The organism is Xanthomonas campestris pv. badrii (assembly GCF_012848175.1).
GTDB lineage: Bacteria > Pseudomonadota > Gammaproteobacteria > Xanthomonadales > Xanthomonadaceae > Xanthomonas > Xanthomonas campestris_C.
In genome coordinates, this window is the sequence record NZ_CP051651.1 from 3,140,726 (window position 1) to 3,156,238 (window position 15,513).

General features: G+C 64.9%; 9 protein-coding genes. 5 read left to right on the plus strand and 4 right to left on the minus strand.

Features of this window, described 5'->3' with window-relative positions; translation table 11 throughout:
* The first annotated feature begins 111 nt into the window (after positions 1 to 111).
* The 4 genes from HG421_RS13265 (at position 112) to HG421_RS13280 (ending at position 8,922) form a co-directional block, all read left to right on the plus strand.
* Positions 112 to 2,505 (plus strand): TonB-dependent receptor plug domain-containing protein, encoded by a 2,394-nt coding sequence (locus tag HG421_RS13265; protein ID WP_169706775.1) that lies wholly within the window; start codon positions 112 to 114, stop codon positions 2,503 to 2,505.
* Between the two features lie 591 nt (positions 2,506 to 3,096).
* Positions 3,097 to 3,522, plus strand: coding sequence for a VOC family protein (locus HG421_RS13270; RefSeq protein ID WP_169706776.1), 426 nt, complete (start codon positions 3,097 to 3,099; stop codon positions 3,520 to 3,522).
* 276 nt (positions 3,523 to 3,798) lie between these two features.
* Positions 3,799 to 6,186: a TonB-dependent receptor plug domain-containing protein gene (locus HG421_RS13275; RefSeq protein ID WP_169706777.1), complete on the plus strand. Its 2,388-nt coding sequence runs from the start codon at positions 3,799 to 3,801 to the stop codon at positions 6,184 to 6,186.
* A gap of 336 nt (positions 6,187 to 6,522) precedes the next feature.
* The gene (locus HG421_RS13280; protein WP_169706778.1) at positions 6,523 to 8,922 is read left to right on the plus strand and encodes a TonB-dependent receptor plug domain-containing protein; all 2,400 of its coding nucleotides are present in this window, start codon (positions 6,523 to 6,525) and stop codon (positions 8,920 to 8,922) included.
* 143 nt (positions 8,923 to 9,065) lie between these two features.
* Here the strand turns inward: HG421_RS13280 and HG421_RS13285 are convergent, their stop codons facing one another.
* On the minus strand, positions 9,066 to 10,259 hold the full coding sequence (locus HG421_RS13285; RefSeq protein ID WP_169706779.1) for a cytochrome P450: 1,194 nt from the start codon (positions 10,257 to 10,259) through the stop codon (positions 9,066 to 9,068).
* A 728-nt stretch (positions 10,260 to 10,987) separates the two neighbouring features.
* On the opposite strand from HG421_RS13285, the gene ybaL reads away from it, so the two are divergent.
* Entirely contained in the window at positions 10,988 to 12,685 is a 1,698-nt protein-coding gene (ybaL, locus tag HG421_RS13290; RefSeq protein WP_169706780.1) for a YbaL family putative K(+) efflux transporter, read from the plus strand.
* 139 nt (positions 12,686 to 12,824) lie between these two features.
* Here the strand turns inward: ybaL and HG421_RS13295 are convergent, their stop codons facing one another.
* The 3 genes from HG421_RS13295 to HG421_RS13305 are packed head-to-tail and all read right to left on the minus strand — an operon-like array spanning position 12,825 to position 15,315.
* Positions 12,825 to 13,394, minus strand: a complete 570-nt coding sequence (locus HG421_RS13295; protein ID WP_169706781.1) for a relaxation protein — start codon at positions 13,392 to 13,394, stop codon at positions 12,825 to 12,827.
* Positions 13,395 to 13,423: 29 nt separating this feature from the next.
* A complete protein-coding gene (locus tag HG421_RS13300; RefSeq protein ID WP_169706782.1) occupies positions 13,424 to 14,740 on the minus strand; it encodes a DUF6792 domain-containing protein in 1,317 nt (438 codons plus the stop codon).
* A complete protein-coding gene (locus HG421_RS13305) occupies positions 14,737 to 15,315 on the minus strand; it encodes a hypothetical protein (protein ID WP_169706783.1) in 579 nt (192 codons plus the stop codon). The genes HG421_RS13300 and HG421_RS13305 overlap by 4 nt, the downstream gene beginning before the upstream one ends.
* Positions 15,316 to 15,513 lie beyond the last annotated feature (198 nt).

The window sequence follows — 15,513 nt, forward strand, 5'->3', positions numbered from 1 at the left end:
TTAACGAATAATTAGCGCCTTCAGGTTGGCCGACGCGATCTTCGCCCTCCCGCGACCGCCCCCTGCCTAGCCTTGCCTGGTCCTGCTCGGACCCACGTTTCCGGAGTTGTCATGAACATCCCCCTGTCCTGCCTTGCGACCGCCGTGGTCGCTGCACTGCTTGCCTCTCCCGCCCAGGCCCAGACCGCTGCGCCCACCACCACGCCGGCCAGCACCGCCAACACCCTGGATACGGTGATCGTCACCGGCACCCGCGTCTCCGACCGCACCGTGGCCGAATCGCAGTCGCCGATCGACATCATCAGCGCCGAATCCCTGCAGGCCACCGGCACCCCCGAGCTGGCCACCGCACTGGCGCGCGCCCTGCCCTCGCTGAACTTCCCGCGCCCTGCCCTGAGCGACGGCACCAGCGCGATCCGCCCTGCGCAGCTGCGCGGCCTGTCGCCGGACCAGGTGCTGGTGCTGGTCAACGGCAAGCGCCGCCACACCTCCTCGCTGCTCAACCTCAACGGCACCATCGGCCGCGGCGCCGCCGCGGTGGATCTGAACACCATTCCGGTGGCGGCGATCGCACGGGTGGAAGTGCTGCGCGACGGCGCCTCGGCGCAGTACGGCTCCGACGCCATCGCCGGCGTGGTCAACATCGTGCTCAAGGGCGCGGAAAAGGGCGGCAGCCTGCAGGCCGGCTTTGGCCAGTATTCGGCCGGCGACGGCAACAACTACGAGCTGTCCGGCGACACCGGCGTGGCCTACGGCGGCGACCGCGGCTGGCTGCACGTGGCCGCCCAGCTCAACCAGCAGGACCCCACCGACCGCGCACGCGGCTATGCCGGCGCGCCCAGCGTCTCGCAGCCGGCCGTGGGCCAGAAGGCATTCAAGATCGGCGACCCGGACGTCAATGCGCAGGCCGCCTCGCTCAACACCGAATACCAGTTCAGCGACAGCATCACCGGCTACGCCTTCGCCACCGCCAGCAACCGCGACATCACCTCGTTCGCGTTCTTCCGTGCGCCGGGCAGCAGCCAGAACCTCCTGTCGGTCTACCCGCAGGGCTTTTTGCCGGAGATCCAGAGCTACGCCAAGGACCGCTCGCTGGTTGCCGGTGTGCGCGGCTCCACCGCCGGCGGTTGGGACTGGGATGCCAGCTACAACTACGGCTACAACCGCATCGACTTCCACACCCGCAATACGCTCAACGTGAGCCTGGGGCCGACCTCGCCCACCTCGTTCTACGATGGCGCGCTGGAGACCACGCAGAACATCGTCAACCTGGACGTCAAGCGCGGTTTCGACTGGGGCCTGGCGTATCCGGTCACCGTGGCCTTCGGTGCCGAGTACCGCAACGAAAAGTGGAACCAGTCGCCGGGCGAAGTGGGCTCCTACTTCCAGGCGGGCACGCTTGCCGGCGGCGCGCAGGGCTTTGGCGGATTCGCGCCCAGCGTGTCCGGGCAGTATTCGCGCGACAGCTACGCGGTGTACGCCGACATCGAAGCCGACTTCACCGACACCTTCTCCGCCGGGCTTGCCGGGCGCTATGAGGACTACAGCGATTTCGGCAGCCAGGCCTCGGGCAAGGTGTCGGCGCGCTATGCGTTCACCGACAAGATCGCGTTGCGCGGCACGGTGGCTTCGGGCTTCCGCGCGCCGTCGCTGGCGCAGCAGTATTTCCAGTCCACCAGCACCACCTTCCTGGCCGGCAACCCCAATCCGTTCGAGATCCGCACCTTCCCGGCCGACAGCAACGTGGCGCGCGCCTTCGGTGCCGAACCGCTGGATGCGGAAACCTCGCTGTCCTACAGCCTGGGCCTGGTGCTGCAGCCCACCGATGCGCTCTACCTCACCGTGGATGCGTACCAGATCGATGTGGACGACCGCATCGTGCTGTCGTCCAACCTCACCGGTGCCGGCGTGCGTAGCCTGCTGGAAGCGCAGGGCATCTTCGGCATCAACGGCGGGCGTTACTTCACCAACGCGGTGGATACGCGCACGCGCGGCGTGGACGTGGTGGGCAGCTACCGCTGGCAGCTGGCCGCCAGCAGCGTGGACCTGACCGCCGGGTACAACTACTCCGAAACTGAGGTGCGCAGCGTGGCGGCCAACCCGGCGGCATTGTCGGCCAACGGCTTGAGCCTGGAGCGTATCGACCGCACCGAGCGCGGCCGCATCGAGGAAGGCTTCCCGCGCGACAAGTTCCTGGTCAACGGCAGCTGGAATTCCGAGCACTGGACGCTGGCGCTGGGCGCCACCCGCTACGGCAAGTACAGCACGCGCCCGGCGGCGGCGATCAACGACCAGACCTTCGGCGCCAAGTGGGTGGTGGATGCGTCGGCCAGCTACAAGGTGGACCGCTGGACGCTCACCCTGGGCGCAGACAACCTGCTGGACGAATACCCGGACGAAAACAACTTCGCCAACTCCACCAGCGGGCAGTTCCCGTACAGCAACCTGTCGCCGTTCGGCTTCAACGGTGCGTATGTGTACGGGCGCATCAACTACCGCTGGTGAGCGCTGCGTCCCTGCAGAGGCGCTGCGCAGGCGGCTGGTGCAGTCGTGAGGTCGGTGGCGGTGGTGCCGACCTCGGTTTGGGCCAGCTGCGGTCGAATGCGTGAGGTGTGGGTGCGGCTTCGAGCGGGGTGCGGGCATGAAGCGCGTCCCGCGCCGCCAGGCTGGTCGTTCCTCGGTGCCTGGCTGGCGCATCGCAGCGGCCGCGCACGGTCAATGCCTGCAAACCCTGCATAGCGACCGCGCCCGTCCTGACGGTCGCGCATTGGATTTCAGCCGATGCGTGCGTGTTGCATCGCCGGCAATCTGGTTCCGCCAAACGCCCCGGCTTGCCCGGGGCGTTCGCGTTGTGTCGCGCGCCTGCCATGCGTGCGGGCGGTCACGACTGTCCTGCATGCGCACCGTCTGCTTGGCAGGTGGCAACCAGGCGCTGCAGGCACGACTTGCGGCCGGCGCCATGATGGGCTCGCCAGGCCACGCTGCACCCTGCATCGCGCAGCCGAGCCGCAGCCTGCGGACCACGCCGATGCCGTGACGACGCCTGCGCCGGCTCCGTGTTATCACGCGTGTTCCTGTCCTTGTCGGAGCATGCAGATGGAAGCATCGCAGTTGAGCCGTGGCCGCCTGATCGACCATCTGCATCTGGTGGTGCAGGACCTGCCGGCAAGCCGGCGTTTTTACCAGGCCGTGCTCGACGTGCTGGGCGTGCCGATCGGCGGCGAAGGCCAAGGATTCTTCTGGGCCGACGAACTGTTCGTGTCCGACCGCGACACCGTTGCGCAGGGCGTGCTGACCGGCCGCCATCATCTGGCCTTCCAGGCCCGCGACGTCGCCATGGTGCATGCCTTCCATCAGGCTGCGCTGGCACACGGCGGTCGCGACAACGGCGCACCGGGCCTGCGCCCGTACCTCCCGAGCTATTACGCCGCTTTCGTGCTCGATCCTGATGGCAACAATATCGAAGTGGTCTTTCATGGTCCTGCGCAACGCAGCGCCGATGCGGTGCAGATCACGTTTTGATGCACAACTTTCATAACTGGTATCGATGTCCAAAATGGGGCGACGCAATCCGTTGCCCCCGCTGGGGATATGCAATCCACGCCTCACTTTGGTGCACGATGACAACGTTGGCACACGCATACGTTCGATGACGGTTGCATGCGCAACGTAACCAAAATTTGACATGGGGTTACACGTGGTTAATGGTTGAGAACGCACCGCAGCTGCCGCAACGGACGCGGCCTGGGAAGGGGGCCCACTGCGCTGCATCCGTTCCCCACTCGGAGTTTTCACCGCATGAATTGCAAGTCCAGTCCACTCGCAGTCGCTGTTGTCGTTGCCTTGTCGTTTTCCGCTTCAACCGCAGTCGCGCAGTCGCAGGCTCCTGCCCAGCAGACCCTCGACACGCTGATCGTCACCGGCACCCGCGTGGCGGATCGCACCGTGGCCGAATCGGCATCGCCGATCGACATCATCTCGCCACAGGCACTGGAATCGACCGGCACCACCGAGTTGGCCACCGCGCTGTCACGCGCGATCCCCTCGCTCAATTTCCCCCGGCCCGCCATCTCCGACGGCTCGGACGCGGTGCGCCCGGCGCAGCTGCGCGGCCTGTCGCCCGATCAGGTGCTGGTGCTGGTCAACGGCAAGCGCTATCACAGCACCGCGCTGATCAACCTCAACGACACCCAGGGCCGCGGTTCCTCGCCGGCCGATCTCAACACCATCCCGATCGCGGCGGTGGAGCGCATCGAAGTGCTGCGCGATGGCGCGTCGGCGCAATATGGTTCGGACGCGATTGCCGGCGTGATCAACGTCGTGCTCAAGGGTAGCGGCGAAGGCGGCAACCTCAATGGCCGTTACGGCAAGTACAGCGCCGGCGACGGCGAGCAGTACCAGCTCTCCGGCGATGCCGGCTTCAGCTTCGCCGGCACCGGCAAGGTGCACCTGGCCGCGCAGGCCGGCCATTCGGACCAGACCAACCGTGCATTGCCATTCGGCGGCCGCGTGGAGCAGCGCTACGGCGATCCCGAGATCGACCAGGGCGCCATCTCGTTCAACGGCGAATACAGCCCCACCGATTACCTCACCTTCTATTCGTTCGGCATGGTCAGCCGGCGCGAAGTGCTGTCCAACGGCTATTTCCGGTTTGCCGGCGACAACCGCAACCGCCCGGAAATCTATCCGGACGGCTTCCTGCCGCAGATCTACAACGTCAGCAAGGACGTGTCGTGGGTGGGCGGCTTGAAGACCTCCACCGAAGGCGGCTTGAACATCGATCTGAGCTACAACTACGGCCAGAACAATCTCACCTTCGATGTGCGCAACAGCTTGAACAACAGCCTGGGGCTGGCCAGCCCGACCGACTTCCATGCCGGCACGCTGGAAGTGACGCAGAACGTGCTCAATGCCGACTTCACCAAGACGCTCGATTGGGGCCTGGCCTACCCGGTCACGCTGGCCTTCGGCGCGGAATGGCGTGGCGAGAAGTTCAACCAGTCGCCGGGCGATGCCGCGTCTTCGGCCAACGGCGGCATTCCCTCGGCCAATGGCGCATTGATTCCGGGCGCGCAGGTGTTTCCGGGCTTCAAGCTCTCCGATGCCGGGTACTACAACCGCAACAGCCACTCGGCCTATGTGGACCTGGAAGCGGACCTGACCGAGAAACTCTCCGCAGGTCTTGCCGGGCGCTACGAGAAGTACAGCGACTTCGGCGACACCGCCACCGGCAAGCTCTCGCTGCGCTATGCCTTCACCGACAAGGTGGCGCTGCGTGCCACCGCCTCCACCGGCTTCCGTGCGCCCTCGCTGCAGCAGCAGAACTTCCAGTCGATCGCCACGCAGTTCCTCAACGTGGCGCAGCCCAACGGCACGGTGACCGCGATTCCGTTCGAGATCGGCACCTTCCGTACCGACAATCCGGCCGCGATCGCGCTCGGCGCCGAACCGCTCAAGGCCGAAGAATCCAAGAACTACGGGCTGGGCGTGGTGTTGCAGCCAGTCGACAACCTCTACATCACCATCGATGCCTACCGGATCGATATCGACGACCGCATCGTGCTGTCTGAGAACCTCACCTCGATCGCCGCACGCAACTACCTGCAAGCCAATGGCTTCCCGGGTATCGGTGGTGGGCGCTACTTCACCAATGCGGTGGATACCAAGACCCAGGGCGTGGATGCGGTTGGCACCTACCGCTGGGCGCTGGATGGCGGCAGCGCGGAGCTGACCACCGGCTACAACTACAACAAGACCGAAGTCGAGCGCATCGCCGCCAACCCGGCTGCGCTGGAAGCCATCGACCCGGGTGCAGTGCGCATCGGCCGCGCAGAACTGGGCCGCATCACCGAAGGCACGCCGCGCGACAAGTTCTTCCTGGGCGGGACCTGGTCGCCGGGCAACTGGTCGTTCACCGGCACCGCCACGCGCTGGGGCGAGTTCAGCACCTTCGGTACCAATGCCGGCAGCGACCAGACCTATGCGGCGAAGTGGACGCTGGATCTGGCCGCATCCTACAAGCTGGGCGCGTGGAACTTCACCGTCGGCGGCGACAATGTGCTCAACGAGTATCCGGATCGCCAGCAGGCCGGCCTGGGCACGCGCACCTACCTGCCTTACAGCAGCGCCTCGCCGTTCGGCTTCAATGGCGCGCTGGTGTACGCCAACGTGAACTACAAGTGGTAAGCCCCCTGCGCCGGTCGGCAACGACCGGCGCAGGCATGCTGCGGCAACGCATCAGCTCCTCCTGACGCCGTCACGTTTTCCGGCTGCTCGCGCACCTGCGCGGGCCTGCCTGACCGAGGCGTCGCTGCACCGCTCCAGCAAGGATGCGCTCAGCAAACTGCGCAAGGCGCCGCATCGGGCCTTGCCGATTGCTGTCATCTTCGCGCACGCCGCTTCCGTACCCCGGAAGCATCCGCCGCGCAGGCTTGACCGATCACCCCTGTGCAGTTGCATTCCCCCCCGGCATCACCCGTGCCTCGTCGCTGCGTCCATCGTCCCCTTTGAGCCTTGATCCCCATGCACACCTCCAACGCACTCTCGCTGGCGATTTCAGTCGCACTCACCGTCTGTTGCTTCGCTGCCAGTGCGCAGTCGCAATCGACCCAACCGCAGCAGACCCTGGACACCCTGATCGTCACCGGTACGCGCGTCAGCGACCGCACCGTGGCCGAATCCGAATCGCCGATCGACATCATCACCGAGCAATCGCTGCAGGCCACCGGCGCGACCGACATCGCCACCGCGCTGGGCAAGCTGCTGCCGTCGCTGAACTTCCCGCGCCCGGCCATCTCCGACGGCAACGATGCCGCACGCCCGGCCACCTTGCGCGGCCTGTCGCCGGATGCGGTGCTGGTGCTGGTGGACGGCAAGCGCTATCACACCTCTTCGCTGATCAACTACAACCCGTACGTGGGCCGCGGCTCGGCGCCGGCCGACCTGAACTCGCTGCCGATGTCGGCGATTGCGCGCATCGAAGTGCTGCGCGACGGCGCCTCGGCGCAGTACGGCTCCGATGCCATCGCCGGCGTGGTCAACATCGTGCTCAAGCATGGCGCCGATGCGGGCAGCAACAGCGTTTCGATCAACGGCGGCCTGATGGACAAGGGCGATGGCGCGCAGAACGGCATCGACGGCTCGATCGGGTTGCCCTTCGGCGGCACCGGTGGCGACACGGCGCCGGGCTGGGTGCGGCTGTCCTGGAACTACCAGAACACCATGGACACCAACCGCAGCGAGAACACCAACCGCGCCACCACCATCGCCGGTGCGGCCAATCCCAGCGGCGTGCCCTACCAGCGCCACGGCGATCCGGATTCGACCTTCTACCAGGGGCTGGCGGCCTTCGGCTACGACTTCTCGCCGAACGTGGAGCTGTACGGCCATGTCAGCGCGAGCCGGCGCGAAGTCACTTCCAACGGCTATTACCGCGCCTTCGACAACACCAGCCGCAACGTGCAGGCGGTGTATCCCAATGGCTTCCTGCCGCAGATCTACAACCCGGTCAACGACCGCTCGGCGGTGCTGGGGCTGAAGGGCACCACCGCCAGCGAGTGGAACTGGGACGTGTCGGCCACCTATGGCAAGAACGACATGAGCTTCAACATCCTCGACAGCATCAACACCAATCTGTACTGGACCACCGGCAGCTCGCCGACCCGCTTCAATTCCGGCGGCTTCGAGACCGAACAAGGTGTGGTCAATCTGGATATCAACAAGTCCTTCGATTGGGGCCTGGCGTATCCGGTCAACGTCGCCTTCGGTGCCGAGCATCGCCAGGACCGCTACGAGATCACCGCCGGCTCGCCGGCCTCGTACTTCTTCGACCCCAACACCATCAATCCCGATACCGGCGCGCCCTACCCCGGCGGCGCACAGGTGTTCTCCGGTCTGGAGCCGTCGGTGGCGGGCAGGTTTGGCCGCCACAGCAACGCGGTGTACGCCAACCTGGAAGCGGACATCACCGACAAGCTCTCCGGCGGTATTGCCGGCCGCTTCGAAAACTACAGCGATGCCGGTTCCACCCGCTCGGGCAAGCTGTCGGCGCGCTATGCCTTCACCGACACGTTCGCGCTGCGCGCCACCATCTCCAACGGCTTCCGCGCGCCGTCGCTGGCACAGCAGAACTACGCCTCGGTGGTGACCCTGATCCAGGACGGCGAGCTGGTGCAGGTGGGCACCTACCGCACCTCCGATCCGGTGGCCGTCGCCCTGGGCGCCCGCCCGCTGAGCCCGGAAAAATCCACCAACTACGGCCTGGGCGGCGTGTGGCAGCCCACCGCCAACTTCACCTCCAGCCTGGACGTGTACCAGATCCGCATCTGGGACCAGATCCTGTATTCGGACCAGCTGCAGCTCGCGCAGCCGATCGGCCAGGTGGCGGCGGTGCAGTTCTTCGTCAACGGCGCCACCAGCCGCACCCGCGGCGTGGACTGGATCAACAGCTACCAGGCCGACCTGGGCAGCTACGGCAAGCTCAACCTGAGCGCCAGCGCCAACTACAACAAGACCACCATCCTGGAGTTGTCCAACCCCAACTTCGGCCGCGCCAGCCAGGGCCTGCTCACCGATGCCACGCCGCGCACCAAGTACATGGCCGGCGCGGATTGGTCGATCGGCGGCTTTGCGCTGAACTTCAATGCCACCCGCTACGGCGCCATCAAGCGCATCAGCGACCCGGCCGATGGCAGCCAGGACCAGACCTACGACGCGCGCTGGTTGCTGAACCTGGCTGCCAGCCAGACCTGGAACGCCTTCACCTTCACCGTGGGCGCGGACAACCTCACCAACCAGTATCCGACCAAGGCGCAGCTGACCACCGGCTACGACGATCGCGCCGGCGGCCTGCAGTACTCGTCGCTGTCGCCGTTCGGCTTCAATGGCCGCTACTGGTATGGCCGGGTGACCTACCGGTTCTGATCGCGCGCTGGCTGCCTGCGCCGATCGACCGCGATCGGCGCAGGCATGCCGGCCTGGATATCACCCGTCGACGGCGCTGCCTGCGTGTCCGTCGCCAGCCCGCGATGCCTCTGCGTTGCGAGCGGACCCGCGCAGGCGTTGCATCACCAGGACGCCAGCAAGGCATCCACGCCACGCAGGTTGGAGCGGTCGTTCCAGGTCAACGCATCGAGCTGTTCCAGGCGCAATGCCGGCAGCTGTTCCAGCACGGCCGCAAGCGCGGCTTCCATTTCGATCAAGGCCAGCCGGTTGCCCAGGCAGTGGTGGATGCCTCCACCGAAGGACAATGCACGCCCCTGTTGCCGGCGGATGTCCAGCAGATGCGGGTTGGTGAACTGCTGGGTGTCGTGATTGGCGGCACCGAGCATCAGATACACCATGTCGCCCTCGCGCAGGGTCACGCCATCGATGTCGAACTCCTGCAGCACCGTGCGCGTGGCCATCTGCACCGAGCTGTCGTAGCGCAGGCATTCGAGCACCGCATTGGGCATCAGCGCGGGGTTTTGTTTGAGCATCGCCAACTGGTCCGGATGCCGGTGCAACGCCACCAGCGCATTGCAGATCATGTTGGAAGTGGTTTCATGGCCGGCGAAGAACAGCAGGATCACATTGGAAACAATCTCGTCGCTACTCAAGCGGCGGCCATCGTCCTCGGCGCGAATGAAGCGCGAAATCAGGTCGTCGCCATTGGCGCTTCGGCGCTGCTCGATCACCTGCTGGAAATAGCGCTCCAACTGCAGATACGCCGCACTGGTGGCCTCCAGCTCCTCGGCCGTCATCATCGCGTCGAACACCTTGGCCAGCGCGCTGGTGGCGTGCCCCACCGTGGTGGCGTCGGCAGGATCGATATCCAGCATGCGGCAGATGATGCTGACCGGCAGCGGAAATGCAAAATCCTGTAGCAGATCGCAGTGGCCGTTGGCGCGGAACGTGGCGATCAGCCCAGCGGCGGTATCGCTGGCCACCTGGCGCATGGATTCGATCTGCCGCGCGCTGAAGGCCTGGGTCATCAGGCCGCGCAAGCGCGTATGCGCCGGCGCATTGACCAGCAGGAACATGCGGCTCATTCCCTGGAACAGCGGCATCTGGGGCGCATCGTCGCCGTAGCGCAGGCGAATGCTCTCCAGATAATCGCGGCCAACGCGTCGGTCGCTGAGCAGGCTCTCGACCACGCTGTAGCGGCCGCTCATCAGCCGGCGCGCCTCCACTTCCACCAATGGCCCTGCGTCGCGCAGACGCGCATAGGTGGGGTAAGGGTCCTGGCGAAACTGGGGGGTTGCGAGATCGCGAAGATGCATGGCCTGGGCTCGTGGGGCCTGGTCGCCGGATGAAGCGACAAGGTGGGCGTGGGGAGGAATGCGACACGTATGCGACGCAAGGCCCGGATTGTCGGTCGCGCTCATGCCAACGCCGCGCCCCGGCGCGAAGCCGTGTCGTCAAACTTGAATCGACCTGCCTTCGACGATGCAGTTGCGTGATCCATCGCGTGGACTGACCGCGGGTGCCGCATGTACGGGCACAGCCGGCCACGCGCGCACGGCGCGCGTTGCGACAACCGCTCGCCACCGTAACGTGCACTGCTGCATCCGATGCACTGCCCGCCCATGAGCGTGTGCGCAACCGCAGCATGTACATGGATGTCTCACCTGCGCACGCGCAGCGTGCCTGGTCGTTCCGCGGTACGCATTGCACGCAGGCTGGCTCGCGACACCGCTCGATACGCCTGGCGCTGTAGCGCTGCAGGCGCGGCAACCCGCTGCTGCACTGACATCCGCCGTTGCGTCGCCAGCGTGCGCGCATTGCGCAAACAATCTCCTAGGCTGCGCCTCTGCGCCACGTGTCGCATCGCGTTAATCATGCGCTGTGTACTATGGGCGTCCGGCCAACCGGACCAGCAACGCGGTCTTGTTCCCCTCGCGCCGGACCCCAGCCATGACCACGCAATGCCCGCAGGCGATGCCCGGCGCAGTGCCGTTGGCTGGGCACGCCCTCATCGTTCTCCCGGACACGCTCACAACGGATTGGAATGCATCACGACACCAGCCTCATCGACATCATCGCCGTCGGCCTCGCGGTCGCCTTCATCCTCGGCACGCTCGCGCAGAAGGTGAAGCTCTCGCCGCTGGTCGGCTACCTGCTGGCCGGCGTGTGCGTCGGGCCGTTTACACCCGGCTTCGTGGCCGACCAGACCATGGCCAACCAGCTGTCCGAGCTGGGTGTGATGTTGCTGATGTTCGGGGTGGGCCTGCACTTCTCGCTCGAAGACCTGATGGAAGTGAAGTGGATCGCGGTGCCCGGCGCGCTGGCGCAGATCGTGGTCGCCACCCTGCTCGGCTGGGCGCTGGCCTGGAGCATGGGCTGGCCGCTGATCCACGGGCTGGTGTTCGGCCTGGCGTTGTCGGTGGCCAGTACCGTGGTGCTGTTGCGTGCACTGGAAGAACGCCGTTTGCTCGACACGCAGCGCGGGCGCATCGCAGTGGGCTGGCTGATCGTCGAAGACCTGGTGATGGTGCTGGCGTTGGTGTTGTTGCCGGCGTTGGCGGATGTGCTCGGTAGCGCCACACCGGCAACCGCGCACGATGGGCAATCGCCGTCGCTGCTGGCCGCGCTGGGCGTGACCCTGCTCAAGATGGTCGCGTTCGTCGCGGCGATGCTGGTGATCGGCCGGCGGGTGATTCCGTGGTCGCTGGAGAAGGTGGCGGCCACCGGTTCGCGCGAATTGTTCACCCTGGCCGTGCTCGGCATCGCGCTGGGCGTGGCCTTCGTCTCGGCCACGCTGTTCGGCGTGTCGTTCGCGCTGGGCGCGTTCTTCGCCGGCATGCTGCTCAAGGAATCCGAACTCAGCCACAAGGCCGCCAGCGACTCGCTGCCGCTGCGCGACGCGTTCGCGGTGCTGTTCTTCGTGTCGGTGGGCATGTTGTTCGATCCGATGATCCTGATCGCGCATCCATGGCAGGTGCTGGCGACCTTCCTGACCATTACCGTGGGCAAGTCGCTGGCGGCGTTCCTGATCGTGCGTGCCTTCGGCCACCCCACCGGCACCGCGCTGACCATTTCCACCAGCCTGGCGCAGATCGGCGAGTTCTCCTTCATCCTGGCCGGGCTGGGCGTGCAGCTGGCGATCCTGCCCGAGACCGGGCGCGACCTGATCCTGGCCGGCGCGCTGTTGTCGATCGTGGCCAACCCGTTCCTGTTCTCGTGGCTGGACCGCTGGCAGGCGCGGCAGATCCAGGACGCGCCGGCTGCAGTGGAGCCGGAGTTGCCGCCAGGCCCGCCATTGCCTGCCGATGGCCATGCGATCGTGATCGGCTATGGCCGCGTGGGCAGTTCGCTGGCGCAACTGCTGCGCGGTCGCGGCGTGCCGGTGCTGGTGATAGACGACAACGGCGATCATGTGGCCAAGGCGCATGCGGCCGGGATTCCCGGCATCCGTGGCAGCGCCGCCGCCGACCGGGTGCTGGCCGAGGCATGCCCGGAACATGCCAAGATCGCGATCCTGGCGATCCCGCAGCCGCTGGAAGCGGGCGAAGCGCTGGCCAAGCTGCGCGCGATCAACCCGTCGCTGACCCTGCTGGCGCGCGCGCACAGCGACGCCGAGGTCAAGCATCTGCTCGACCATGGTGCCGACGGCGCCGTGCTGGCCGAACGCGAACTGGCCTATTCCTTGGCCGAAATGGTGATGTCCACCCCGCCGTATCGGGCGTTGAGGGTGCCGGCTTCTTGATGGCGGTTGGCGTCCACAGCGCCACCATCCGTTGACAAGGTGCATGCGCATGCCGCTCTACGCCTTTCAGAATGTGATTTTCCCGGGTCGCAGCGGCCCGGGGCTGTCACGGGCGATGCATACCAGGTTGCCAGCGACCTCAGCGTGGCTTGACGAGCCGATACTGACGACGATCACCATAGGCCGCGCCCTTGGTGTCCACATTGGCGCATAACTGCGCGCCACACAACGTCACGTCGGCAGCGTTGTAGGCGCGCAGCAACTCCGCGCGCAACTGATTGTCGCGGATCTGCTGGCGGTACTGGCCCAACAACCATCCACCGCCGCCCAGCAACAGCAGCAGGCTTCCCAGAACAACCGCAGCGCCTTTCCATAGCAGCAGGCGCTGCCCGCGTTCGACACGCTTGAGTTGATCGGCCAGCGACTGCGCGCCCTCGCCGATCAAACCACCGACTTGCTGTAGCCGCTTCTCGAAGCCGGCGACCGGTTGGTCCATTCCCTGCTGGATGCTTCGAATCACGGTGTCGGGCACGCGCTGCAGGGTCTGCTCGGCCGAACGGGTGACCACGGATGGCAGCGACTGGGCCACTTGCTCCAACTGCTGTGCAAGCCGGCGTTGCAGTTGCTCCAATTCGGCGCATCGACGCTCGAACTGTTCCATCAGCATGGCGGCCTTGCTGACCAGCTCCATCGGATCTTGCGTGTTCATCGTGCGTCCTGCTTTCCTGGTGATGACGCCTACAGGCTGCGCGCGCCGGCACGCATGGTTTCTTGCTGTTGCAGCTCGGCCTGCTGCCGCTGCGCCTGCATTGCATGTTGCGCCGCCTGTTGTTCCTGCTGGTTCACCGTCTCGACGGCCTCGGCGCGCAAGGCGCGGCCAGGCGGCTCGTTGGCCAGCGTCTGAGTCATCCGACGGAATTGATCACGGTCGCCGCTCTGTGCGGCGGCCAACATCCGGTCGAGAAAAGCACTCGGGTCGTCCTGCAAGGTCGGCAGCCTGCCGCCATGTGTCGGCGATGCCGCACGAACATCCTGTGTGTCCTGCTTGAGCGGCACTTGCCACCCCTGCGGCGTATGGCTGCGCTCGCGGTCCTGCTGGAATTGCTGCATCTGCTGCCCCCAGCTGGGCGCATCCATTTCCCGACGCCCGCCCCCTGGCTCCAGCGGGCCGCGCAGGTGATCGATCCCATCACGGGCCAGACCGGGAATTCCGCGCGAGTACAGCGTCACGCCCGCCCGCAGCGTTTCCACGTCATCGCGATACTTGCCGATCATCGGCGCGTATTGCCTGGCGAGCTGCTGGGTTGAAGGGTCTTCCAAGACGGAGGTATCCAGTTTTCCGGCCCCATCGACTGGCAGGAAGTTATGCATGCGATGCGACTCACCCAGCTTGACAGCCGCAGACACCGGATCACGCGCATCCAAGGTATCGGAGGTGTTGGCGTAACCAGCGGCCTTCAAAACAGCAATCTCGTGCGGTGTGGCATAGACCTCGACCTGGCCGTAATGGCGGCTTGCGGCGCTGACTGCATCGCCGGCCATGACGTGATTGATTACATCGCCGCCACCCTCCGGGATCCGCCGATCCAGACTGACCGCGCCGTAGGCGTCGAAGGTCTGTCCCTTGAGCTTGAAGTGATGTGCAGTCACTTGCGCCAAATTACCACCAAGCGAGTGGCCTGCAACCGTCACATCGGGTGCTGGCAAGCCGGTACTGAGATGCTTCTGCTCTGCATATTTCAAGGCGACCTGGGTAAATGCGATGGCATCCGCTACCTGTGCATTGTGGCGGGTTGCGACCATTCCACCGTCGGCCAGTGCGCCGTCCAGGATGGGCTGACGATCAAACTCGCTTCCTCGGTGGACAACCACTATTTCCCTGGTGTCAACCCTCTCGTATATCACGCCTTGGTAGCCTGACGGCCTGTCCACATATTGCAAACGTCGGACAGGCAAACTGCCAATGTCTACAATGGCGCTTCTCTCTCCAGTATCTTCAGGTCTGTCGTAGCCATCGCGAGTCAGCGCGGCATACTGCTGGCTGGTGAGGCTCATGGGGCAACCCTCTCCGCTTTGAGAGTTATACGAAATAAGTTACTCCGGTTCGGCTCTCCGTATTTCTCAGCAAGTTCCTCACCGAAGTCGACGTAACCCTCAAACTTACTTTTTGGATATCCTCCCAACCAAAAAAAAGTTGTTTTTTGACTAAGCTCATTAAAATATTTCTTTTCCAGGCTAGGCGCAAAAGCTGTTTCTGCACTACTACCTGTCGCCTTTAGGGAAACGCCAACACCTCCAAATTCCCAATGGCAGATTCCCTTGCCATAGTAGTCAGCATCGACCATGCCATCCATATAAACCATCGCCATGTAAGCTGTATCGTCGATCCTATGAAAAACAACAGGTATTCCATCTTCCTTAGGCTTTGTGGACATACCCAACGCAGGGTCGAACGGCGCACATTCATCGCGATTCGTCATGTCATAAAATGCCGTACCTGATACTGATCCAAACGGACCCGGCGCATCCTCGATGGTCAAGGTGATCCGATAGGCCTGCTTCGGATGCGGGTTCTTCCGATAGGTAGGATCTGCGTCAGCGTCGCGGGCCTGCACGTCCTTGGATTGCATGGTTGTCTCCTTTGCTCCGCAAGCGCACAGAAAAGTCGCCAGGCAGATGCATAGCAATGCGGCTGATGTGCGATACATGGTGCAATTGGCCGGTAACGCTTGTTTCCGCGAGACTACGTCCTTTCCAGGGCAGCGACAACATTGCCCATACGCAAGGCTAATGCTGCTGATCACATCGAGTACGGGCCGCAGGGCACC

Excerpts from the sequence above, each read along its gene's own strand:
- HG421_RS13265 (WP_169706775.1), top strand. The coding sequence starts at position 112 with ATGAACATCCCCCTGTCCTGCCTTGCGACCGCCGTGGTCGCTGCACTG.
- HG421_RS13270 (WP_169706776.1), top strand. The coding sequence starts at position 3,097 with ATGGAAGCATCGCAGTTGAGCCGTGGCCGCCTGATCGACCATCTGCAT.
- HG421_RS13275 (WP_169706777.1), top strand. The coding sequence starts at position 3,799 with ATGAATTGCAAGTCCAGTCCACTCGCAGTCGCTGTTGTCGTTGCCTTG.
- HG421_RS13280 (WP_169706778.1), top strand. The coding sequence starts at position 6,523 with ATGCACACCTCCAACGCACTCTCGCTGGCGATTTCAGTCGCACTCACC.
- HG421_RS13285 (WP_169706779.1), bottom strand. The coding sequence starts at position 10,259 with ATGCATCTTCGCGATCTCGCAACCCCCCAGTTTCGCCAGGACCCTTAC.
- ybaL (WP_169706780.1), top strand. The coding sequence starts at position 10,988 with ATGCATCACGACACCAGCCTCATCGACATCATCGCCGTCGGCCTCGCG.
- HG421_RS13295 (WP_169706781.1), bottom strand. The coding sequence starts at position 13,394 with ATGAACACGCAAGATCCGATGGAGCTGGTCAGCAAGGCCGCCATGCTG.
- HG421_RS13300 (WP_169706782.1), bottom strand. The coding sequence starts at position 14,740 with ATGAGCCTCACCAGCCAGCAGTATGCCGCGCTGACTCGCGATGGCTAC.
- HG421_RS13305 (WP_169706783.1), bottom strand. The coding sequence starts at position 15,315 with ATGCAATCCAAGGACGTGCAGGCCCGCGACGCTGACGCAGATCCTACC.